This is a genomic window from Pseudomonas sp. NFXW11, assembly GCF_049887815.1.
Taxonomy (GTDB): Bacteria; Pseudomonadota; Gammaproteobacteria; order Pseudomonadales; family Pseudomonadaceae; genus Aquipseudomonas.
Genome location: NZ_JAGEKI010000030.1, coordinates 22,520 through 44,820 on the forward strand (window position 1 = coordinate 22,520; position 22,301 = coordinate 44,820).

Genomic DNA, 22,301 nt, shown 5'->3' on the forward strand with positions numbered 1-22,301 from the left:
TTTGCCTGCGGGCCGGGGCTCGGGCCGCGCCTGGCTGGCCAGGCTGACGCGGACTTTTTGGCACTCTCGTACCTGTCCCATAGGCCCGGACAGCGCATGTTCCTAACCTGTGCATTGCCGTCATGGGGCGTCGGACAAGGACGACCGGCTCGGTTCGAACCACCGGAAACCACCCCACGATGGTCTGTTGAATCCAATAACGTCTAACTAAGGATCCATCAATGAACACGTTGCACCGAGCCCGTTCGTTCCTCAAGCTGCCTCTGGCCCTGGCCATCGGCATGGCTTCGTTCGCCGCTCAGCAAGCCAGCGCCCACGGCTACGTTGAAAGCCCGCCGTCGCGCGCCTACCTGTGCACTTCCGCAGCCGGTGCCAAGAACACCAGCTGCGGGGCGGTGATGAACGAGCCGCAAAGCGTCGAGCATTCCGAGTCGTACGGCTGCGGCAAAGGCTTTTTCGACTGCGGCCCGGCCGATGGCAAGATTGCCTCCGGCGGCCTGCGCACCTTCTCTCAACTGAACGAGCAGACGTCCAGCCGCTGGGCCAAGAACACCATCAAGCCGGGTCCGAACACCTTCACCTGGCACTACACCGCCCAGCACCGGACCCGTGACTACCAGTTCTTTATCACCAAGAAAGACTGGAACCCGAACCAGCCGCTGACCCGCGCCTCGTTCGAGAAGACGCCACTGCTGGAGCAGCCATGGGGTGGCGGCATGCCGGGCAAGAAGACCGAACATACGGTGAACATCCCATCCGACCGCAGCGGTTATCACGTGGTGCTGGCGGTGTGGAAAGTCGGCGACGGTGCCAACTCCTTCTACCAGGTGGTGGACGTCAACATCGACAACGCGGGTGCCGTGCAGTCCCAGTGGAGCGATATCGGTACCGTGCAGCCCGAAGCGCTGAAGGTTGGCGACAAGGTCATGACCCGGGTCTTCAGCAACACCGAGCAGCCGGCCAAGCAGGTGGTGCTGAACATCGACAGCAAGAACCTGGCGGATGCCAACACCTGGCCGTTCGAACTGGCGAAAAAGGTCAACGCGGCGAACCTGGGCTACCGGATGGGCCTGCTGGACGCCAAGGACCAGATCGTGCCCAACCCGGGCAAGAACAGCATCTTCGTCAACAAAGGCAGCGATATCACCAACGTGATCATCGACAAGGAACGCGCCGGCCAGCCAAGCGAACTCAGCCTCAGCGGCATGCTGCCTGAGTACAGCCTGAAGAACGGCCAGGTCGACCTGCACTTCAATGCCATTCTCAAGGCCAGCGATCCGAAGGAGCAGTACAGCATCCACGCCAAGGTGTTCGATGCCACGGGCAAGACCATCGCCTACCAGCATGCCGACATCAACGACCTGACCCCGTACTTCAAGATCGCGCTGAAAGACCTCAAGGCCGGCAAGTACGACCTGGTGGTGATCTCCAGCGCCAAGAGCGGAGAACTGCTGCAACAGAGCAGCAGCTTCAGCGTGAAGGCCGAGGCGAACACCGGCGGCAATGAGCAGCCAGGCAACGGTGGCGACAAGCCGGTCAGTGACAAGGACAAGCCGGCCGCTGGCGGCCAGTACGACTACAAGTTCCCCGAGGGCCTGAGCAGCTATAAGAAAGACACCAAAGTGCTCGCCAAGGATGGAAATATCTACAAGTGCAAGGGCCACCCCTACAGCGGCTACTGCGTGCAGTGGAACAGCAGCGCCACCCAGTTCGAGCCTGGTCGCGGTGCTCACTGGAAAATGGCCTGGGAACGCCAATAACAACTAGAGCGAAGGTTTGAACCTTGAGCGTGGCATGCAGATGCCACGCTTTTTTTTGCCTGACCGAAAAGCCTGCCTCCCACCACCCTGCCCGTTTAGTACCCGTCTCATTCAAGCCCGACCCCGGCTGCCATAGCCTGGGTACAGCGTTCGCAGGAAGCGGTGGCCCTCAGCTCCTGAGATCGCAGGTTGAACCCAATAACATCTGACTAAGGATCCTTCGATGATCACGTTGCACCGAGCCCGTTCGTTCCTCAAGCTGCCTCTGGCCCTGGCCATCGGCATGGCTTCGTTCGCCGCTCAGCAAGCCAGCGCCCACGGTTATATCGAGAGCCCGAAATCCCGGGCCTACATGTGCAGCAGCCCCGGCGGCAGCCTCAATGCCAACTGCGGCCAAATCATGTACCAGCCCCAGAGTGTCGAGTACCACACCAATAACAGCAGAATGCACTTCCCAAGCAGGGCCCAATCCTGCGACGGTGACTTCCGCAGTTGCGGCCCGGCCGACGGCGCCATCGCCTCGGGCGGCGTTGGCGACACCCCCCTCGACGAACAGACTGCCACCCGCTGGGCCAAGACCACCATCAAGCCCGGCATGAACAAGTTCGTCTGGCACTACACCGCCGGCCACGCCACCCGTTACTGGCAGTTCTATATCACCAAGAAAGACTGGAACCCGAACAAGCCGCTGACCCGCGACTCCTTCGAGATGACCCCGCTGCTGGACCAGCCATGGCCAAGCCGTGGCATGCCCGATGGCCTGCAGCACCTCAAAGGCAAGAGCGAGCACATGGTGAATATCCCCGCTGATCACAGCGGCTATCACGTGATCCTGGCCATGTGGAAGGTGCATGACAACCAGAACAGCTTCTATCAGGTGGTGGATGTCAATATCGACAACGCGGGTGCCGTGCAGTCCCAGTGGAGCGATATCGGCGCGGTGCAGCCCGAGCCGCTGAAAATCGGCGACAAGGTCATGACCCGAGTCTTCACCAACAGCGAGCAACCCGCCAAGCAGGTGGTGCTGAATATCGACAACAAGAACCTGACCGACGAGAACGTCTGGCCGCTCGAGCTGGCGAAGAAGGTCAACGCGGCGAACCTGGGCTACCAGATGGGCCTGCTGGACGACAAGGACCAGGTAGTGCCAAACCCGGGCAAGAACGGCATCTACATCAAGAAGGGCAGCGACATCACCAACGTGATCATCGACAAGGTGCGCGCCAGCCAGCCGAGCGAGCTCAGCATCAGCAGCCTGCAGCCTGAATACACGATGCGTAACGGTCAGATCGAGCTGCACTTCACCGCCATTCTCAAGGCCGGCAACCCAAAGGACCCGCACACCATTTCGGCCAAGGTGTTCGATGCCAACGGCAAGACCCTGGCCTATGAGCATGCCCCGGCCGGCAGCCTGGCCCCGCATTTCGCCATCGCCCTCAAAGACCTCAAGGCCGGCAAGTACGACCTGGTGGTGGTGTCCAAGTCGGACCAGGGCGAGCTGCTGCAGCAGACCCACAGCTTTACCGTGAAGGCCGAGCCGAACAGCGGTGGTAGCGACAAGCCGGTAGAAGGTGGCGACAAGCCGGGTAACGGCGGTGACAAGCCGGCCGCAGGCGGCCAGTACGACTACAAGTTCCCCGAGGGCCTGAGCAGCTACAAGGGCGGCACCAAGGTGCTGGGCAGGGACGGCAATATCTACAAGTGCAAGGACGGGCAGCAGGCCGGCTTCTGCGTGCAGTGGAGCAGCAGCGCCACCCAGTTCGAGCCTGGTCGCGGCAGCAGCTGGACCACGGCCTGGGACCGTCAATAACAACTAGAACGAAGGTTTGAACCTTGAGCGTGGCATGCAGATGCCACGCTTTTTTTTGCCTGGCCGAAAGCGCCACGGCACTGACTGGCCCAGCACCAGCACTCTCGTACTCGTCCCATGGGACGCCCTCCCCCCGCCACGTAGCCTGTCTGCAGTCTCGGGGATGCGTCGGCATGGACGCCACCGCCCCATCAGGCCGGTTCCCCAGCCGCAGCCCCGGGACCTTCAGGCAATTTCAATTTTCCCGCTTTAAGGCCTTCTTCGATGACCCACAACACCCGAGCCCGCTCATTCCGCAAATTGCCACTGGTACTGGCCCTAGGCCTGGCCGGGCTGGCAGTGCAGCAAGCGTCCGCCCACGGCTATATCGAATCGCCAAAATCCCGCAGCTTCATGTGCCACGAAAACGGCGGCCAGCTCAATAGAAACTGCGGCGAAGTCGCGTATGAGCCACAAAGCACCGAATACATTGGCGTTCCGGGACGTGCTGGTTTCTCGCACTTCCCGAGCAGCTCCCAGGCCTGCACCGGTGACTTCACCCAATGCGGCCCGGCCAATGGCACCATCGCTGCCGGCGGCCTGACCCGTTTCTCCACAATCAACGAACAGTCGGCGACCCGCTGGAGCAAGAACAACATCAAGCCGGGCCCGAACACCTTCACCTGGAAATACACCGCCGGCCACGCCACTCGCTACTGGCAGTTCTACATCACCAAGAAGGACTGGAACCCGAACCAGCCGCTGACCCGCGATTCGTTCGAACTCAAGCCCTTGCTCGATCAAGCCTGGCCCAGCCACACCGTGCCGGCCAAGCAGGGCGAGAAGACCCAGCACGTGGTCAATATCCCTGCCGACCACGGCGGCTACCACGTCTTGCTGGCGACCTGGAAAGTGCATGACACCGACGCCACCTTCTACAGCGTGGTGGACCTGAACATCGACAATGGCGCGGTACTGCCATCGAGCTGGAACAGCGTCGGTGCGGTGCAGCCTGAAGCCCTGAGCCTCGGCGACAAGGTCAAGACCCGGGTGTTCAACGCCCAGGGCGAGGTCAACGCCAAGCAGGTGGTACTGAATATCGATTCCGCCGAGCTGGCCAAGGCCGACGTCTGGCCGCACGAGCTGGCCAAGAAGGTCAATGCCGCCAACCTGGGCTACCAGATGGGCGTGCTCAACGCCAAGGATGAAGTGGTGCCCAACTACGGCAAGAACGACATCCTGGTGAAGAAGGGCAGCGACATCAGCAACGTGATGATCGACAAGGAACTGGCAGCCAAGCCGGGCGAACTGTCGATCAGCGGCGTGCAGCCTGAATACAACCTCAAGGACGGCAAGGCGCAGTTGCAGTTCAATGCCATCGCCAAGGGCGGCGACTACACCATCAAGGCCACGGTATACAACGCCAAGGGTGAAAGCGTGGCCTTCCAGCAGGCTCCGGCCGGTAATACCCCGTACTTCTCCATGCCACTGAGCGGCGTGAGTGCCGGCGACTACGACCTGACCGTGGTGGCCACTTCGAAGAAAGGTGAACTGCTGCAGCAGAGCGCCCGCTTCAAGCTCAAGCAGGAAAGCACTGGCGGCGGCAATGAGCCGTCCAAGCCGGGCGAATACCAATACGCGTTCCCCAACGGCCTGAGCAGCTACACAGGCGATACCCTGGTACTGCAACCCAAGAATGGCCACATCTACAAGTGCATAAAAGGTCAAACCCAGGGCTGGTGCAAGCAGTGGACCACAGGCTCCAATGCCTATGAGCCGGGCGTAGGTTTCGCCTGGACCTCGGCCTGGAAACTCGTCAAGTAAGCCCTCCTTCGTCAACCCTGGCGTGGCGCCGATGCGCCACGCCACTTTCTTGCCGAAAAATTGCCCATGCCATCGACTCCCTATTCCAGATTCCATGTGCTGCTGCACTGGATCTTCGCCTTGATCATCATCTGGGCGACTCTCAGCGGGTTTGCCAATGCCCTGCTGGAACTGCCCCCGGCCCTGGCCAACGGCATTAATTTCATCAATGTGTCCCTGACCTTCCTGCTGATCCCGCTGTTCGGCCTGCGCGTGCTCAGTGCCCTGGATCACCACGAGCCGGCACCGACCAAGCGACTGCCGCACCTGCTGGCCAAGAGCGGCCACCTGGCGCTCTATGTGATGACCGGCCTGGTGCTGGTCACCGGCGTGCTGATGATGGAGCGGCCGATCGACGTGTTCGGCCTGCTGTCGCTGTCGCAGCCACTGCATGAACCCCTGCTTACCGGCTTTTTCAACAGCGTGCACAAATACGCCTGCGTGGCCCTGGCCCTGCTGGTGGCCGGGCATGTGGCGGCGGTGGCCCTGCACCACTGGCGCGGTGAAAAACTCCTGCGGCGGATGTCCCTGTGAACCTGCGCAAGCTGTGCCCATGGCGCGTGCTGCCGGTGGCCCTGGTGTCGCTGCTGCTGGGCTGGCTGGCCTGGCTCGGGCATGACAGCTGGCAATGGCTGCAGCAACAGCAGCGCAACGACAGCCCGCCCCTCCAGGAAACCGCAGTGACTGCGCCCCACGCCGTGGACAGCGCCGCCATTGCGCGGATGTTCGGTGTCGAGCCGCAAGCGGCCAGCGGCCTCGTGCCTGCGGTGCCGCTGACGCTGCTGGCGAGCCTGGTGGAAAGCCGCCCGGAACTGTCCCGGGCACTGATCGAGTCGCCGGACGGCGGCCGCTTCTACCGCATCGGCGAGTCGCTGCCCGGCGGCGCCATCCTGCGGGAAATCGGCGTCACCCAGGTGCGCTTGCAACGTTATGGCGAAGACCAGGCACTGTCCCTGGCCAGCCACGCCACCCCCTTGCTGATCCCCCTGCCCAGCGGCCATGAAGTGCCAACCAGCACTGCCGCGCGGGTCGGGCAGAACAGCCTTGTCCAACCTTCCTTGTGACCCCCGGATACCATGAAACGAGCATTGATCGCAGGCTCCCTGCTGGCCCTCGGCACCATGATCGGCCCTCTTCACGCCACTGAAAAACTGCCTCACGAACCGCAGCAGTGGACCCTGAACATGAAAGACGCCGAACTGCGCGACCTGGTCAACGAGGTCGGGCAGATTACCGGCAAGACCATGATTCTCGACCCGCGCCTGAACGGTAAGGTGACGGTGCAGTCCAGCACCGCCATGGACCAGAAAGGCATCTACTCGCTGTTCCTCAGCGCCCTGCGCAGCCAAGGCTATGCCGCCATGGACCAGGGCGACCGGGTGCTGATCCTGCCGGTGGCGGAAGCCAAGACCAAGGCCCATGCGAAACCCAGCGGGGTCAGCGAGGAAATCGTCACCCAGGTCATCGAACTGCATAACGCCAACGCCAGTGAGGTGGTGGCCGCAGTGCGCCCGCTGGTGCCGGCGGACGCCTATCTGGCGCCGTCCACCACTGCCAATGCGCTGATCGTTTCCGACAGCGCCAACAACGTGCAGCGGGTGCGCCAGGTGGTGGAGGAACTGGATAACGCTGGTAGCCGCCAGTTCAACATCCTGCAGCTCAAGCACGCTTGGGCCGCCGACGTGGCCAAGACCCTGAGCGACAGCCTGACCGATAGCAACGGCAGCCAGGGCAGCGCCAAGGCAATTGGCGACAGCCGCAGCAACCGCCTGATCCTGGTGGGCCCGGCGCCGGCCCGCGAGCAGATGCAGCGCCTGGCCCTGAGCCTGGACGTGCCGAAGAACGCCGGGGACAACACCCGGGTCCGGCGCCTCAATCACCTGGATGCGAAGAAGCTCGAAGACCTGCTCAGCGGTATCGGCAAGCGCCTGGAGACCGGCGGTCGTGGCGAAGGCCAGAAGCAGGACAGCCCAGTGCTGGTAAGCGCCGACGAAAGCCAGAACGCCCTGGTTCTGATGGGCCAGCCGGCGCAACTGACCAGCTTCGAGAGCATCATCGACGAGCTCGACCAGCCCCGCGCCCAGGTGCTGGTGGAAGCCGCGATCGTCGAAGTCAGCGGCGATATCAACCAGGCCCTTGGCGTGCAGTGGGCCGCTGGCAATGGTAAGTGGGCCGGCGCGGCCAACTTCAACAGCGCCGGCCTGGCCATCGGCACCCTGCTGGGCGCCAAGGACGGCAAGGTCCCAAGCCTGCCGGACGGCGCTGTGCTGGGCGTGGGCAGCAGCAATTTCGGCGCGCTGGTCACGGCCTTGTCCAGCGACTCCAACAACAACCTGCTGTCGACTCCGAGCCTGCTGACCCTGGACAACGAGCAGGCGGAAATCCTCGTGGGCCAGAACGTGCCGTTCCAGACCGGCTCCTACACCACCGACACCGCCGGCGCCAGCAACCCCTTCACCACCGTGGAGCGCAAGGATGTGGGGATCACCCTGAAGGTCACCCCGCATATCAACGAAGGCAATTTCCTGCGCCTGAAGGTCGAGCAGGAAAGCTCGGAGCTGGCCGCCGCGCCACCGGGCATCAGCGCCAGCGACGTGATTACCAACAAGCGTTCGGTGAAGAGCACCATCCTGGCCAAGGACGGGCAGATCATCGTGCTCGGCGGCCTGATCAAGGACAACGTCAAGGTGCAGGTGAGCAAGGTGCCCTTGCTGGGGGATATTCCCTGGATCGGCAAGTTGTTCAGCAGCAGCAAGGAGGTCAATGAGAAGACCAACCTGATGGTGTTCCTGCGCCCGACCCTGCTGCGCAGCAGTGGCAACGCCGATAAGCTCAGCACCCGCAAGTACAACGACCTGCGCTCGCTGCGCACCTTGGACGGCAAGTCCCGCGGGCAGTTGCCGAAAGACCCGCACCAGCTGTTCGACTCCAATGGCCAAGGTGATCAGGGCCTGATCGACGTGCGCCCTGCCGACAGCGGGCCACAGCCATGATCCGGCCCAGCGCAAGCCCGCGCCTGGCGTTCGCCTATGCCCGGCGCCACGCGGTGGTGCTGGAGCACCAGGACCAGGGTACGGTGCTCTATTGCCGGGCCGACACGCCCTGGTCGGTGATCGCCGAAGTGCGGCGTTTCAACGGTGCGCCGCTGCGCAGCGAAGTGCTCGACGAGTCGGCCTTCGCCCAGCGCCTGGCGACCCATTACCGCGAGGCGCAGAACGATGCCAGGCAGGTGGCCGATGGCCTGGGAGACCAGTTCGACGAAGAGTTCGACCTGTCCAGCCTGGCCGATCAGTTGCCCAAGACCACCGACCTGATGGAGCAGGAAGACGACGCGCCGATCATCCGCCTGATCAACGCCATTCTTGGCGAGGCGGTGAAGAGCAAGGCTTCCGACGTGCACCTGGAAACCTTCGAGGAGCACCTCTCGGTGCGCCTGCGGGTCGATGGCCTGCTGCGCGAAGTGCTGCGCCCGCGACGCGAACTGGCGACCCTGCTGGTATCGCGAATCAAGGTCATGGCCAAGCTCGACATTGCCGAGAAACGCATTCCCCAGGATGGCCGGATCGCCTTGCGCATCGCCGGCCACGAGGTCGACGTGCGGGTCTCGACCCTGCCCTCCAGCCACGGCGAACGGGTGGTGATGCGCCTCTTGGACAAACAGGCCGGGCGCCTGGACCTGGCTCACCTGGGCATGAGCGCGGACCTGCGCCAGCGCCTGGAAGGTGCCCTGCACAAACCCCACGGGATTCTCCTGGTGACCGGCCCCACCGGCTCGGGCAAGACCACCACGCTGTATGCCGGGCTGGCCAGCCTCAACAGCCTGGAGCGCAATATCCTGACCATCGAGGACCCGGTGGAATACCACCTGGGCGGCATCGGCCAGACCCAGGTCAACGCCAAGGTCGACATGACCTTCGCCCGAGGCCTGCGGGCCATCCTGCGCCAGGACCCGGACGTGGTGATGGTGGGCGAGATCCGCGATCGCGAGACCGCGGAGATCGCCGTGCAGGCCTCCCTCACCGGGCACCTGGTGCTTTCGACCCTGCACACCAACAGCGCCATCGGCGCGGTGACCCGGCTGGTGGACATGGGCATCGAGCCTTTCCTGCTCTGCACCTCGTTGCTGGGGGTGCTGGCCCAGCGCCTGGTGCGGGTGCTGTGCCCCGAATGCAAGCAGGCGCACCCGGCCGATGCCGCAGCCTGCGAGCGCCTGGGCCTGAACCCCGACACCGCGCCGCAACTGTTTCGCCCGGCGGGTTGTGCGAGCTGCCAGCACTCGGGTTATCGCGGCCGCCGCGGGATCTACGAGCTGGTGCTGTTCGACGACACCCTGCGCCAGCTGATCCATGGCGGCGCCAGCGAGCACCAGTTGCAACTCCACGCCCGACAGCACGCTCCGAGCCTGTTCGATGACGGCCAGGCCATGGTGCTGCAGGGGCTGACCAGCCTTGAAGAAATGCTCCGGGTTACCCAGAGGGACTGAACATGGCCGCCTACGAATACCTGGCCATGAGCGCCACCGGCAGCAAGACCCGCGGCGTACTCGAAGCCGACAGCCCGCGCCAGGCCCGACAAATGCTGCGCGAGCGCCAGTTGATTGCGCTCAAGCTCACCAGCACCCAGAACCCGCGCAGCAGCGACCCGGCCAGCACCAAGGCCTCCGGCAGCCGCCTGAACAGCGCCGAACTGGCCCTGCTGACCCGACAGTTGGCAACCCTGGTGCAAGCTTCTCTACCACTGGAGGAAGTGCTGGCGGCGGTGGCCGCGCAATGTGAAAAGCAGCGCTTGAAAAGCATGCTGCTGGCGATTCGCGCCCGGGTTCTGGAGGGCTACAGCCTGGCGGTGGCCCTGGGAGCCTATCCCAAGGCCTTCCCCGACCTGTACCGGGCCACGGTGGCGGCTGGCGAGCGTTCCGGACACCTGGATCAGGTGCTGCTCAACCTCGCCGACTACACCGAAGCCAGCCAGGCCGCGCGCCAGCAGATCCAACTGGCCATGCTCTACCCGAGCATCCTGATGGTGGCGGCCATCAGCATCGTCGGCTTCCTCCTGGGCTTTGTGGTGCCGGACGTGATCAAGGTGTTTATCGACAGCGGCCAGGAGTTGCCGCTGCTGACCCGCGGCCTGATCGCCACCAGCGGCGTGCTGCGCGACTACGGCCTGGCGATGCTGCTGGTGCTTGGCGCCGCAGTGGCGGCGGCCCGCGCGACCTTGCGCCAACCGCAGCAGCTGCAACGCTGGCACGCCCTGGTATTACGCCTGCCGCTGATCGGCACCCTGGCGCGGGCCAGCAACTGCACGCGCTTTGTCAGCACCCTGGCGATTCTCGGGCGCAGCGGCGTGCCCTTGCTCGATGCCCTGAGCATTGCCAGTGAAGTGGTGGCCAACCAGCAGATTCGTACCGGTCTGAAAGACATCGTCCGGGGCGTACGCGAAGGTGTCAGCCTGACCCGGGCACTGGAGCTCAACGGCAGTTTCCCGCCGATGATGCTGTACATGATCGCCAGCGGCGAACGCTCCGGCGAACTGGACAGCATGCTCGAGCGCGCCGCGAAACAGCAGGAAGAACAGTTGGCCAATCGCATCGCCCTGCTGGTGGGCCTGTTCGAGCCGGCGATGCTGGTGTTCATGGGCGCCTCGGTGCTGGTCATCGTGCTGGCGATCCTGATGCCGATCCTCAGCCTCAACCAATTGATTACCTGAACACGGAAATTTCCCAACGTGCAAACAGCTAACAGACAACGGGGTTTCACCCTGATCGAAATCATGGTGGTGGTGGTGATCCTCGGCGTGCTCGCCGCCCTGGTGGTGCCGCAGATCATGAGCCGCCCCGACCAGGCCAAGGCCTCTGCGGCCAACAGCGATATCAAGGCCATCGCCATGGCCCTGGACATCTACAAGCTCGACAACCACCAGTACCCCAGCAACCAGCAAGGCCTGCAGGCCCTGGTGAGCAAGCCCAGTGGCAACCCGCCGGCGCGCAACTGGAATCCCGACGGCTACCTCAAGCGCCTGCCCATCGACCCCTGGGGCAACGCCTATCAGTTCCGCGTCCCTGGCACCCGCGGCGGTGCCTACGATCTGTTCTCCTTCGGCGCCGACAGCAAGATCGGCGGCGAGGGCCTGAACGCCGATATCGGCAACTGGGACCGTTGACCGGTGCAGCGCCGCCAAGCCCGGGGCTTCACCCTGCTGGAACTGCTGGTGGTGATCCTGCTGATCGCCCTGATTGCCGGGCTGGTGGGCCTGGTCAACCCCAATAACGCCGCGCGCCAGGCCCGCCAGGAAGCCCAGCGCCTGCAAAGCCTGTTGCAGTTGCTACGCCAGGAAGCGGTGCTCGGTTACCAGGACTTCGGCCTGCGCATCGAGGCCGATGGCTACTCGGTGCAGCGCCTGGACCCGCAGGGCCACTGGCGCCCAGCAACAGACTTTGCCGCGCATCACCTGCCCGACAGCCTGCACCTGCGCCTGGAAGTGCCCGAGGCCGGGCCTGCCCTGGGCGCCGACCGCCAGCGCGGCGAGCTGCCGCAACTGTTGGTGCTTTCCAGTGATGAAACCAGTGCCTTCACCTTGTGGTTCGAGCAGCGCAATCGGGCACTGCTGAGCCTTTCCAGCGACGGCATAGAGGATGCACAACTTGAAACCCAGGACTGATCGGGGCTTCACCCTGCTGGAAGTGATGGTGGCGCTGGCGATTTTCGCCACCTTGTCCGTCGCCCTGTTCAGCGCGGTGCAGCACATCGCGGTGAACAGCGCCAACCTCGCCGAACGCACCCAGGCGCTGTGGATCGCCGACAACCGCATGAATGAACTGCGCAGCGCCATGCTCCCGGCGCCCTCGCGCACGGCCCAGGAACGCATCGAGTTTGGCGGGCGCAGTTGGTGGCTGTTCAGCGAGGTGGAAACCGCGCCCGATCCCCGGCTGTTGAAGATCCAATTGCGGGTGTCCGCAGAATCCAACCCGCAGCGCGCCCGTCAGTACAGCCGTGCGCACCTGATCGGCTATATCGAGGCGCAACCATGAAGCAACGCGGTTTCACCCTGCTGGAGGTGGTGGTGGCCATCGCCATCTTCAGCCTGCTGGGGCTGGCCACCTATCAGTTGCTCGATCGGGTGCTGCGCAGCGATCAGCGCATCGGCCAGCACGAACAGCAACTGCGTGACCTGCAACGGGCCCTGAGCGTATTCGAGCGCGACCTGGTGCAGGCCCGGCGCCACGCCCTGGCGGATGATCCCGGCCTTCGCCTGGCTCTGCTCGGCGAGCCGGACGCCGTGCGCCTGGTGCGTGGCGGCTGGCCCAACCCGCTGCATTACCCGCGCAGCAACCTGTTGCAGGTCAGCCACCGCTGGCTGGACGGAGCTTGGCTGCGCGAGGCGCAGGCCCTGTCGCAACCTGTGGCAGAGCCCGGCGCAGAGACGCCGGACGCCGGCGTCAAACACCAGCAACAGCAACTGCTCAGAGGCGTGCAACTGACCCGTCTGCGCTATATCGATGGCCATGGCCAGGCCCACGAACACTGGCCGGTAAGCACTGAGCGGCTGAGCTTGCCGGCGGCCGTGGAAGTCGAGCTGGACGCCCCCGGCTACCCACAGGTACGCCGAGTGATCCTGCTGCCGGGTGGTATCGATGGCGACGAGGGCGCAACCGATGAATAACCCTGGACGACAACGCGGCGTGGCCCTGCTTAGCGTGTTGCTGATCACCGCGCTGGTGACCCTGGTGGTCAGCAGCATGCTCGCCCGGCAACGGCTGAACCTGCATGCCAGCGCCAACCTGCAGCAGCAACAACAGCTGTGGAACCTGGCCCTGGCCGGCGAAAGCTGGGCCCGTGAGCAACTGCTGGAGGATGCCCGCAGCGAAGGCGGCTTGCAGGTCACGCACCGCGGCCAGCACTGGGCGCAGCCGGCGCCGGAGTTCAACATCGACGGCGGGCGTATCCATATCCAACTGCAAGACCTCAGCGCCCGGCTCAACCTGAACAGCCTGCAGCAGAGCGCCGACCCGACCTTGCGCGCGCGCTACCAGCGTCTGCTGGCGCAGCAAGGTATCCGCGCCCATGACCCGGCCCTGCTCGGCGGCGCCAGCAATGCCGACGGCGTACCGCGGCCGCTGGGCGACCTCAGCCAATTGCGCCAACTGCCCCAGGTGGACAGCCAGGTACTGCAACAGTTGGCGCCCCTGGTGGAGGCTTTCGACACCAGCACGATCAACGTCAATACCGCCCCCGCCGAGGTGCTGGCCAGTATCGAAGGCATCGATCTGCCCACCGCCCGCAACCTGGCCAGCGCGCGCCCGACCAAGGGCTACCCCGATGTGGCGACGTTTCTTTCCAGCCCCATGCTCCAGGGCCGGGATATCAGCCCCCAGGGGCTGGGAGTCGGCAGCCGGCAGTTTCGCGCCACCGTCGATGTCGAGCAGGGTTCGCGGCGGCTGCGGCTGATCAGCGACCTGCGCCTGCTGGACAACAAGAAGGTCCGGGTGCAGCAGCGCACGCTGCTGCCCAGTCCACCGCCTGATCAATCGAAGACCGAGTGAACCGACATGAGCCACTGGCTTTATCTTTCTCCCCACGCCACCGAGGCGACGTCCTGGCATTGCTGCTGGTGGCAGAGCAACGGCCCGTTGCATCAGGGCGACCTGGCGCAGGCCGCGGCGGATCTGCGCGGGCAAGCACCAACCTTGCTGCTGCCCATGGAAATGGCCAGTTACCATCAGGTCAGCCTGCCGGTACGCAGCCGCCGCTGGCTGCGCCAGGCGCTGCACAGTGCCCTGGAAGAGCAGTTGATCGACGAACTCGACGAGCTGCATATCGCCCACGGCCCGCTCCAGGACAAACACCCGTGCGCGGTGCTGGTGCTGAACCGCGCACGCCTGCGGCACTGCCTGGAGCGCCTGGCGGAGCTGGGACTGCAACCCGGACGCATCCATATCGACGCCGACTGCCTGCCCCAGGATCAGCCCCGGGCCCTGGCTTTCGAAGGGCGCTGGCTGCTGGGCGGCGCGGCGCCGATGCGTCTGGTACTGGGCCAGGACGATCTGGCGAGCCTGGCACCGCGGTTGCCGCCTGCCCTGCAGTGGCAGGGGCCGCAGCCACCGGAGCTGGAAGGCTTCGACCCCGGGCAGTGGCAACTCGACGAGCGTCCCTGGGACAGCCTGAGCCTGGGTTCGCAACAGGCCATCGACCTGCGCCAAGGGGACTTTCTGCAACGTGCCCGCCCCACCGCGCCTTGGCGCCTGGCACTGCTGGTGCTGGTACTGGCTGCGGGTGCGCAACTGCTGCAAGGCGCTGGCCAGCGCTGGCACCTGGAGCGCCAGAGCGATCAGCTTCAGGCCAGCAGCCTGGCACTGTGGCAGGAGCGTTTTGCCGATGCCGGCCCAGTCACCGACCTGGCGGCGCAGATCCACGCCCGTCAGCAAATGCAGGTGGAGGAAAGCCCCGGCAGCGCCCACAAACTGTCCCGGCTGGCCGAGCAATGGAGCAACAGCCACGGCGCCCTGGCCCAGGTCCAGCGTATCGACTACCAGAGCGGTGAAGGCTGGAGCCTGCAAGTCAGCGCGCCGGCTTTCGCCGATCTGCAACAACTGCGCGAAGGCCTGGTTGCCCAGGGCCTGGACGCCAGCACCGACTCTTCAGTGCGCGATGCCCTAGGGGTCAGTGCGCGGTTGCAGATCAAGGAGTGAATGTGAACCCTCCCACCGCCAAGAAATCATCCCTGTCCAGCCTGCTGGAGCAATCCCGCGGGCGCTGGCAACGCCTGGCCAAGCGCGAACAGCGGGCCCTGCTGGGGCTCGCGGCATTCACCCTGGCAAGCAGCTTTTATCTGCTGCTCTGGCAACCGCAGCAGCAGGCGTTGAAGAACACCGAGCAACGCTTTATCGAGGTCAGTCATTTGCATCAGCAACTCCTGCAACTGCCCGCCGCCAGTGCGTCGAACAACCAGCCCGCAACGTCCGCCGAGGCCCTGCCGGGGCTGCTTGCGCGTTCCAGCAGCGAGGCCGGGCTGAACCTGGAGCGCATGGATAACGAAGCCCCGGGCCGGGTTGCCCTGGCCCTCGAAGGGCCCCTGGGCAACCTGATCAGCTGGGTCGATGCGCTGGAACAGAAACAGGTGGAGGTGCTGTCGTTTTCCATCGAGGTCAGCAAGGAGGCCACGGCCACAGCACGGTTGCAGGTGCAAACCCGCTGAAGCACCGGCGCTGAAACCCGCCCAGCAAAAAGCCCGCCGAAGCGGGCTTTCTTATGGCTCGACGCCAGGGATCAGTCGTCGCGACCCAGGATGCCGAACAGCTGCAGCAGGCTGACGAACAGGTTGTAGATCGATACATACAGGCTGATGGTGGCCATGATGTAGTTGCGTTCGCCGCCGTGGATGATGGCGCTGGTCTGGAACAGGATGCACACCGAGGAGAACAGCACGAAACCGGCGCTGATCGCCAGTTGCAGGCCGCTGATCTGGAAGAACAGGCTGGCCAGCACCGCGCCCATCAGGACGAAGAAACCGGCGGTGATGAAACCACCGAGGAAGCTCATGTCCTTGCGGGTGATCAGCACATAGGCCGACAGGCCGCCAAACACCAGGGCGGTCATGGCAAACGCCGAGCTGACCACTTCAGCGCCGCCCTGCATACCCAGGTAGCGGTTGAGGATCGGGCCCAGCAAAAAGCCCATGAAACCGGTCAGGGCAAAGGCCGAAACCAGGCCCCAGGCCGAATCGCGGAGTTTGTTGGTGAGAAAGAACAGACCGTAGAAACCGATCAGTACGACGAAGATATTCGGGTAGCCGACGCGCATCTGCTGCGCCACGTAGGCCATTACACCGCTGAACGCCAGGGTCAGCGCCAGCAGGCCATAAGTGTTGCGCAGGACCCGGCTGACCTCTAGCTGCTCGGCCTGCACGCCGTTGTTGACTGCGTAATCCTGTTCGCGCATGGCGACACTCCTGTTGGGGGAAACATTTAGTGGCAAGGATGATAACAGAGGCTCTGTAACTCGCGATGCAGAGAGTTTGACAGTGTGTTTCATTCGGGTATTATGGCGCCCGCAATGCGATCTGGAGGTGTGGCCGAGTGGTTTAAGGCAGCGGTCTTGAAAACCGCCGACTGTAACAGGTCCTAGAGTTCGAATCTCTACGCCTCCGCCAAATCTCAACGAGAAAGCCCTGATTAGTCAGGGCTTTTTTGTTTCTGTTGCTCACGGTCGCTTACCGTTACCAACTGACCGTTTCCGCATCATTACTTTAGTTTCCGCAACGCCCCCCCTACGGCACCTTGCCGACAGCCCCAAAACCCCATGGGCCGACCTGGATGCTGTCCTACAGTTTCCTAATCTCAGGATGGTCGATTCCTACCACACACCGCGGCCGGCAGATACTGCCCGGAAGTAGTTGCTGTATCGCTCCGACATATTTTCCTTGCCTCCCGCCGATGAAACTGGCTTCAGAGCACAAAAAAACAGGCACCACCATTTTTGTACCAACTACACCCTCCACGCCCACAATTCTCTTCGAGGTCGGAAGGTGGCCTGAACCGCTTACCCACAGATCCACCTACTGATACAAGTGCCCTCCTCCATCCCAAACGATTGCACCGCCATGATATCGTTGTGCCCTTCCGGCTGTGTGAGCCGCCTTTAAACCCGATGGAGCGGTGTGATGCAAATCACTTTTGACAGGAAAACAGTTAATAACTGCCTTCAACAAAAGTTTGTTTTACCTACTTACCAGCGCGACTACAAATGGGAAATCAAGCATCTCCACGAACTACTTTCTGACATTCAAGAGTCCTTTCTCTCCTGCTGGAAACCTACACACGGTAGGAAAGATATCTTAGGGTATGACCCATATTTCCTCGGAACCATTATTACCACCCAAGTTGCACAAGGCGGGAAAGCAATTGTCGATGGGCAGCAACGAGTCACTACGTTAATTCTTATTTTTGCCTACATCCATAGACTTCGAAAGAAAAATCCTGAAATCTCACCTGTCGATCAAGCCATCAGAAGACAGGTAGCAGGACAAAACGAATACAACTTAGATCTCGATGCCTCGAGACATGATTTTTTCAATATCCTCATCGACGGCCCAGAAGATGAATTAGATCTTGCCAATGCGGTTGACGACATTGTAAACAAGGACCCTGGGACAGAACGCCTCTGGGAACTCTACCAAGAGATCGATACATCTCTTGCCTCTGAAGTTATCGAAAACGAACTACTACCACATCTTTTTGATTTCATCACCGATTGCGTTTATATGTTTGAAATTGGTGTACCTCGCGAGCAAGACGGGCACAAAGTGTTTGTGACCATGAATGATCGCGGGCTCAAACTCGGTCCTATCGACCTACTTAAAGGCTTCTTGCTTTCGAGTATTTCCAATGATGCGGACAATAAGTCTGCGCATACTGCCTGGAACAATTGCATAAGCAACCTAAAGTCCCTAGGAGCAGATGAAGACTCAAATTTTTTTAAAACTTGGATTCGTGCAAAATACGCAAACACTAGTCGCGGCAAAAAACGAGGTGATGCGCCTGGAGACTTTGAAGTCATAGGCGATAGCTACCATCGCTGGGTAATGGACAACAAAGAAACTCTCGGTTTAAAGACTAGCGATGACTTCACCAACTTATTAACTGGCACCCTACCTTACTACGTAGAAGTTTACTGTAAAATCAAGAAAAGCGAGAAAGCATTTCAATCCAGCCTGCCCCACGTCTACTACAACGGTGCTAGGGACCTAACGCTTCAATCGATGGTAATTTTCAGCGCCATCAAACCATCAGATACAAACTCAGAAGCAAATCGAAAGATCAAATCAATTTCATACTACCTTGATCATCTTGCCACAGCTCGCGTGATAAATGGCAAGGAGAACACATATGACAATATACGAGACATCATATTCGACCTCACCAAAGAAGTCAGAGACTTGTCTACCGCCGATTTAAAAACAGCTCTTTTGAAGCGCTTTGACAATGAAAAAGATAAAGTAGATCAAATAAAAACCTGCACATATTTACAAGTTAAGCGCCAAGATTTACTGCACCTCCTTGGACGTCTCTCTGATTTTTTAGAAAACTCGTTAGACTTTGCAAACCGAGTAGGTTTCGCCGATTATGCAAGTCGTGCCCGTGAGTCCCGGACCTTTGACATCGAACATCTTATGCCAAATAAAATGGCAGAGACTAACGATGACATCACTAAAAATGGTGGAAAAGCTTTTGGTACCCACACAGAATTTTTCCTTTTCCGAAACAGGATTGCCGGCCTGATATTGCTGCCTCGCAGTAGAAATAGATCCATGAAAGACCTGCCCTACAGCGTTAAACGCCAACGATACGCAGGTGAAAACGTTCTTGCTCAAACCCTAACGGATGAGTTCTACTTAAATCAGCCGAACTGGGGAAAATTTGCCTCAGACAACAACATCAAGTATGAACCCAGCTCTCACACAGACGACACAGCTCTAGAGAGTCGCGCAAAATTTTACTCGGACCTTGCTCAACTGATCTGGTCTAGGGATGGTTTAGAAAAGATGTTTTCGTGAGTCGGTACTTTTACTCTTGACTGTCCTTGAGTATTAATGAGAAAGGCACTCTCCTCCCCTGAAATCCGGCGGTGAGCGCCTTTTTCTAAAAATTGACAATGAGGATATCTATGGAAACCCCTTGAGCATACAGGGCCAATATACTGTTTAGTCTTACCGCCAGCATAGAGATTCGAACCCCTTACTTATTACCCACAGGCCGGTTTAGGCCAGAAAATACGGGATAATATATCGGCCTATAACACCCCACATCTCACCCAGAATTCCCCCTAAATATTCCGAGGTATTTCAGTTGCGTAACTGAATGGACTCAATCAGCACCTGGGTGGCTTTGACCCGCAAAAATCGACCCATAGCGGTTGGTCGCGATAATCTGATTCCGTCCCAATGTAGCCTTTACGGCCAGGCGATTTCATCTGTTCAAGATAGGCTTAGCCAGCCGACACCATACGAACATAGACTCCGTCTCGGATTGTGTACTGCCAATTGAAATCAATAGGAAATCATGAAGAACATTAATTAGCTTAGTTTCTGCAGCAACTTACTCTCAGCACGTTCAATATCCATCAACGCCTTTTTCACCCTACTTATAAAATCTGCAGCACTTTCGGGAGTAGCACCAGTTCTCACCTGATTAGGGCGGGGGTGTATAACTTTATTTCTTATACCAGAAAGTTTTTTCAACTCAGCCGCAACATCATCGGAGAGCACTCCTGCTTGCTGGACATACTTCACCTTTCTAACAAAATCAATCTCACCTTCATTGTTATCTAAGATCTGATCTAGCATTATCTCTACACAAGAAAAAGCTAGCTGAACAGAAGCAGAATTGGCTCCAGCTGCCCTGGCTTTCTCGGCCTGTTCCAGAAGATCATGATAGTCATAGATTTTAGGGCGGCGAGCTGAAACTCTACTAACCACTTCGGGCACAACCAGAGATACCACGCCTGTAGCGATAATGGTGGCAATTTTTAAAATTAGCTCTAACATCACACTCTCCCTGCAATAATCAAATAGAGAGCAGCGGTAAGATTAATAACACCTAACGCCATGATAGCAGAGATGCATTTCTTGCGATGCCGGCCTGTTTCAGAAGAAACAACCATCTCCCTCCACAAAAACAAAAAGAACCATACAACCAATGATGCCAATATAGATCCAAATAGAATTGGATAATTACTGGAAGACCCCGCCAAAAACGGACTTATAGTCTTACGCAAAGCATCGGTGGCGTAAAAATATGACAAAAACAATGTCACAAGAAAAGTTAAAGCCATAAACGAAAACTCTGGACCAGGAATAATATTAAGTATTAGCTCCCTCCTAACCTCATTCCGAGCCTTTGCACCTGCCTCAGCGATGAAGGCAACCCGTCCTGAGGCCGCACCTGTAAAGCTATCGGCAGCTTCCGACATTGCAATTGCAACACGCTTTTCCGACTGACGACGAACTACCGCGCATTTTGCAACTGCTATTCCAACGGACTCTACAAGCACCATCAATAGCGAGATTGCTCCTGACACAACTACGTCCAACATTAACTAGATTCCTTGGAGTAAACCGTGATGTGTGCCATATGGCTATTTAGCATCAAAACCGATAAATAGTATTCGACTCAATGAAAAATCGCTACTTCGATTGCACTTCGCCAATGGCAGCTATGGGGCGACAGCTGCCGTTCGCGAAGGACCTGTTCGTATCAAAAGAAGGCATCGCTAGCAGCTCGTCGCCTGAAATCGCGACCAAGACTCGCCTAGATTACTGTATATAAAAACAGTATTAGATTCGAGGGTAGTACCGTGCATATCGAAGACGACACAGCAAACTGGTTGGGCATCCCTTCGCCCCTGGAAACCAGCAAGCAGCACATCCTGCTGCTGGAAAATGAAATTGCTGAGCTGAATCTGCAACTGCGCGCAGCACGGGAAAACATTTTCAAGCTGGTGAACATGCAGGCCCAGACTGAGAGCGACCGCGACGAGGCCCTGGGCCGCCTTCGGGAGCGTTCGGGAGAAGCAGCAAGGCTCCGGCAACAGGTCCGCGACCTTGAACTGACAGTCCGGAGCATGGACCGTGCTAATGAGGATCTTCGTCGACAATTACCCGACGGCACCCGTGGAAAGCTACGCTGAGAGCAAACGAGGGCACAACCATGTGCGGAAGACTCTCCCAGTACCGTGGTATCCACGACTTCGTCGCAGCCCTGAGCATGCCCGGGGCTCTGGTCAACAATGTCGGTGACCAGCCCCTGGGGCGCTATAACGCGGCGCCAACGATGCAGCTTGCCCTCTTCCATATCGCCAACGACACGCTGTATGCAGACCCTGTGACCTGGGGTTGGCGGCCGCACTGGGCGACAGACCGAGCAGCGCCGATAAATGCCCGCGTCGAGAAGGTCGCCCATGGCCCATTCTTCCGGCAGATATGGCCACACCGAGCTATCTGCCCTATTGATAGTTGGTTCGAGTGGGTCGACGAAGGCGGCCCGAAAAAGCAGCCCTACTTGATCAAGCATCGAAACGGCTCCCCCATCCTCTGCGCCTCAATCGGGCAGTTGCCCGGCCAAGACCGAAGCGAGCACGAAGGTTTTGTGATCATCACTGCAGATAGCGAAGGGGGGATGGTCGATATTCACGACCGCCAGCCGGTAGTCCTGGCGCCGGCCCTGGCCCGGGAGTGGCTCGATCCGGCCACGCCGAAGGAACGCGCCGAGCAGATAGCCCTGGATCAGGGAGAAGTTGCAGACGCCTTTCGCTGGTTCAGAGTCAGTCACGCCGTCGACAACGTCAGGAATCAAGGCCCTGAACTCATCGAGCCCCTGACCAAGCTCGCCGGCGGCGATGCGGCGAACAATGGCTGAAGTTTCGCGCATGCATGCCGGTTTATCCCGGACTAGAGCGGCAATACAGTTGCCACTTTGCAAAGAAATCGCGGAAAAACATTGCCGCTTTTCTATAGTGTCCTCCTCCCCCTTTTCAGGGAGGCCTTGATTTACGGAGGGTTCAGGCTTGGCACACAGGTTGCTATGCCTCAGCCAGCGAAGAGTCTGGTCTCTTGACGTTTCCCGACTCAAGCGCCAGCGCCGATAGAGCTTCCGGTATCCAGACACATGAACCGTGGGGATCAATCGCTGCTGTAACCGACACACAAGGAGTGGAATATGTCTTTCAATATTGGCCTGAGTGGCCTCTATGCGGCCAACAAACAACTGGATGTCACCGGCAACAACATCGCCAACGTTGCCACCACCGGCTTCAAGTCGTCCCGCGCAGAGTTCTCCGACGTCTACTCGGCCACCAAGCTGGGCAGCGGCACCCAGGTAGTGGGTAACGGCGTGCGTTTGT

At 60.2% G+C, this 22,301-nt stretch carries 22 protein-coding genes and 1 tRNA gene; 20 read left to right on the forward strand and 3 right to left on the reverse strand.

Annotated elements, in window-relative coordinates; all coding sequences use genetic code 11:
- Positions 1 to 221: 221 nt before the first annotated feature.
- From J4P02_RS29645 to gspM, 15 genes are all read left to right on the forward strand, one after another.
- Complete coding sequence (locus J4P02_RS29645; protein ID WP_426197134.1) at positions 222 to 1,760, forward strand: lytic polysaccharide monooxygenase; 1,539 nt, start codon at positions 222 to 224, stop codon at positions 1,758 to 1,760.
- A 223-nt stretch (positions 1,761 to 1,983) separates the two neighbouring features.
- Entirely contained in the window at positions 1,984 to 3,570 is a 1,587-nt protein-coding gene (locus J4P02_RS29650; RefSeq protein ID WP_426197136.1) for a lytic polysaccharide monooxygenase, read from the forward strand.
- A gap of 264 nt (positions 3,571 to 3,834) precedes the next feature.
- Entirely contained in the window at positions 3,835 to 5,373 is a 1,539-nt protein-coding gene (gene gbpA, locus J4P02_RS29655) for an N-acetylglucosamine-binding protein GbpA (protein WP_426197138.1), read from the forward strand.
- A 66-nt stretch (positions 5,374 to 5,439) separates the two neighbouring features.
- Positions 5,440 to 5,946 (forward strand): cytochrome b, encoded by a 507-nt coding sequence (locus tag J4P02_RS29660; protein ID WP_426197140.1) that lies wholly within the window; start codon positions 5,440 to 5,442, stop codon positions 5,944 to 5,946.
- Positions 5,943 to 6,476 (forward strand): type II secretion system protein N, encoded by a 534-nt coding sequence (locus J4P02_RS29665; protein WP_426197142.1) that lies wholly within the window; start codon positions 5,943 to 5,945, stop codon positions 6,474 to 6,476. Before J4P02_RS29660 ends, J4P02_RS29665 begins: the two co-directional genes overlap by 4 nt.
- Positions 6,477 to 6,488: 12 nt before the next feature.
- Positions 6,489 to 8,405, forward strand: a complete 1,917-nt coding sequence (gspD, locus tag J4P02_RS29670; protein WP_426197144.1) for a type II secretion system secretin GspD — start codon at positions 6,489 to 6,491, stop codon at positions 8,403 to 8,405.
- Entirely contained in the window at positions 8,402 to 9,895 is a 1,494-nt protein-coding gene (gene gspE / locus J4P02_RS29675; RefSeq protein WP_426197146.1) for a type II secretion system ATPase GspE, read from the forward strand. Before gspD ends, gspE begins: the two co-directional genes overlap by 4 nt.
- 2 nt (positions 9,896 to 9,897) lie before the next feature.
- Positions 9,898 to 11,115, forward strand: a complete 1,218-nt coding sequence (gene gspF / locus J4P02_RS29680) for a type II secretion system inner membrane protein GspF (protein ID WP_426197148.1) — start codon at positions 9,898 to 9,900, stop codon at positions 11,113 to 11,115.
- Positions 11,116 to 11,133: 18 nt separating this feature from the next.
- Positions 11,134 to 11,568, forward strand: a complete 435-nt coding sequence (gene gspG, locus J4P02_RS29685) for a type II secretion system major pseudopilin GspG (protein ID WP_426197150.1) — start codon at positions 11,134 to 11,136, stop codon at positions 11,566 to 11,568.
- Between the two features lie 3 nt (positions 11,569 to 11,571).
- Positions 11,572 to 12,066: a type II secretion system minor pseudopilin GspH gene (gene gspH, locus J4P02_RS29690; protein WP_426197153.1), complete on the forward strand. Its 495-nt coding sequence runs from the start codon at positions 11,572 to 11,574 to the stop codon at positions 12,064 to 12,066.
- The gene (gene gspI, locus J4P02_RS29695; RefSeq protein ID WP_426197155.1) at positions 12,041 to 12,436 is read left to right on the forward strand and encodes a type II secretion system minor pseudopilin GspI; all 396 of its coding nucleotides are present in this window, start codon (positions 12,041 to 12,043) and stop codon (positions 12,434 to 12,436) included. Before gspH ends, gspI begins: the two co-directional genes overlap by 26 nt.
- A complete protein-coding gene (gene gspJ / locus J4P02_RS29700; RefSeq protein WP_426197157.1) occupies positions 12,433 to 13,068 on the forward strand; it encodes a type II secretion system minor pseudopilin GspJ in 636 nt (211 codons plus the stop codon). The genes gspI and gspJ overlap by 4 nt, the downstream gene beginning before the upstream one ends.
- The gene (gspK, locus tag J4P02_RS29705; protein ID WP_426197161.1) at positions 13,061 to 13,948 is read left to right on the forward strand and encodes a type II secretion system minor pseudopilin GspK; all 888 of its coding nucleotides are present in this window, start codon (positions 13,061 to 13,063) and stop codon (positions 13,946 to 13,948) included. Before gspJ ends, gspK begins: the two co-directional genes overlap by 8 nt.
- A 6-nt stretch (positions 13,949 to 13,954) precedes the next feature.
- Entirely contained in the window at positions 13,955 to 15,094 is a 1,140-nt protein-coding gene (gene gspL / locus J4P02_RS29710; RefSeq protein WP_426197163.1) for a type II secretion system protein GspL, read from the forward strand.
- A gap of 2 nt (positions 15,095 to 15,096) precedes the next feature.
- On the forward strand, positions 15,097 to 15,600 hold the full coding sequence (gene gspM, locus J4P02_RS29715) for a type II secretion system protein GspM (RefSeq protein WP_426197165.1): 504 nt from the start codon (positions 15,097 to 15,099) through the stop codon (positions 15,598 to 15,600).
- A 71-nt stretch (positions 15,601 to 15,671) separates the two neighbouring features.
- Here the strand turns inward: gspM and J4P02_RS29720 are convergent, their stop codons facing one another.
- Entirely contained in the window at positions 15,672 to 16,343 is a 672-nt protein-coding gene (locus J4P02_RS29720) for a Bax inhibitor-1/YccA family protein (protein WP_025126693.1), read from the reverse strand.
- Positions 16,344 to 16,466: 123 nt separating this feature from the next.
- On the opposite strand from J4P02_RS29720, the gene J4P02_RS29725 reads away from it, so the two are divergent.
- Positions 16,467 to 16,554, forward strand: a tRNA-Ser gene (locus J4P02_RS29725).
- 510 nt (positions 16,555 to 17,064) lie between these two features.
- Positions 17,065 to 18,957 carry a DUF262 domain-containing protein gene (locus J4P02_RS29730; RefSeq protein WP_426197168.1) on the forward strand — a complete coding sequence of 631 codons (1,893 nt, stop codon included), beginning with the start codon at positions 17,065 to 17,067 and terminating at the stop codon, positions 18,955 to 18,957.
- A 519-nt stretch (positions 18,958 to 19,476) separates the two neighbouring features.
- Here J4P02_RS29730 and J4P02_RS29735 read toward each other — a convergent pair.
- Entirely contained in the window at positions 19,477 to 19,947 is a 471-nt protein-coding gene (locus J4P02_RS29735) for a hypothetical protein (protein ID WP_426197170.1), read from the reverse strand.
- A complete protein-coding gene (locus J4P02_RS29740) occupies positions 19,947 to 20,495 on the reverse strand; it encodes a hypothetical protein (RefSeq protein WP_426197172.1) in 549 nt (182 codons plus the stop codon). The genes J4P02_RS29735 and J4P02_RS29740 overlap by 1 nt, the downstream gene beginning before the upstream one ends.
- A gap of 261 nt (positions 20,496 to 20,756) precedes the next feature.
- Here J4P02_RS29740 and J4P02_RS29745 point away from each other — a divergent pair, with 261 nt between their 5' ends.
- The 3 genes from J4P02_RS29745 to J4P02_RS29755 form a co-directional block, all read left to right on the forward strand.
- The gene (locus tag J4P02_RS29745; RefSeq protein ID WP_426197174.1) at positions 20,757 to 21,089 is read left to right on the forward strand and encodes a hypothetical protein; all 333 of its coding nucleotides are present in this window, start codon (positions 20,757 to 20,759) and stop codon (positions 21,087 to 21,089) included.
- Positions 21,090 to 21,109: 20 nt separating this feature from the next.
- Complete coding sequence (locus J4P02_RS29750; RefSeq protein ID WP_426197176.1) at positions 21,110 to 21,817, forward strand: SOS response-associated peptidase family protein; 708 nt, start codon at positions 21,110 to 21,112, stop codon at positions 21,815 to 21,817.
- Positions 21,818 to 22,117: 300 nt separating this feature from the next.
- Positions 22,118 to 22,301, forward strand: a 184-nt coding sequence (locus J4P02_RS29755) for a flagellar basal body protein (RefSeq protein ID WP_426191106.1), incomplete at its 3' end; no start/stop codon positions are given.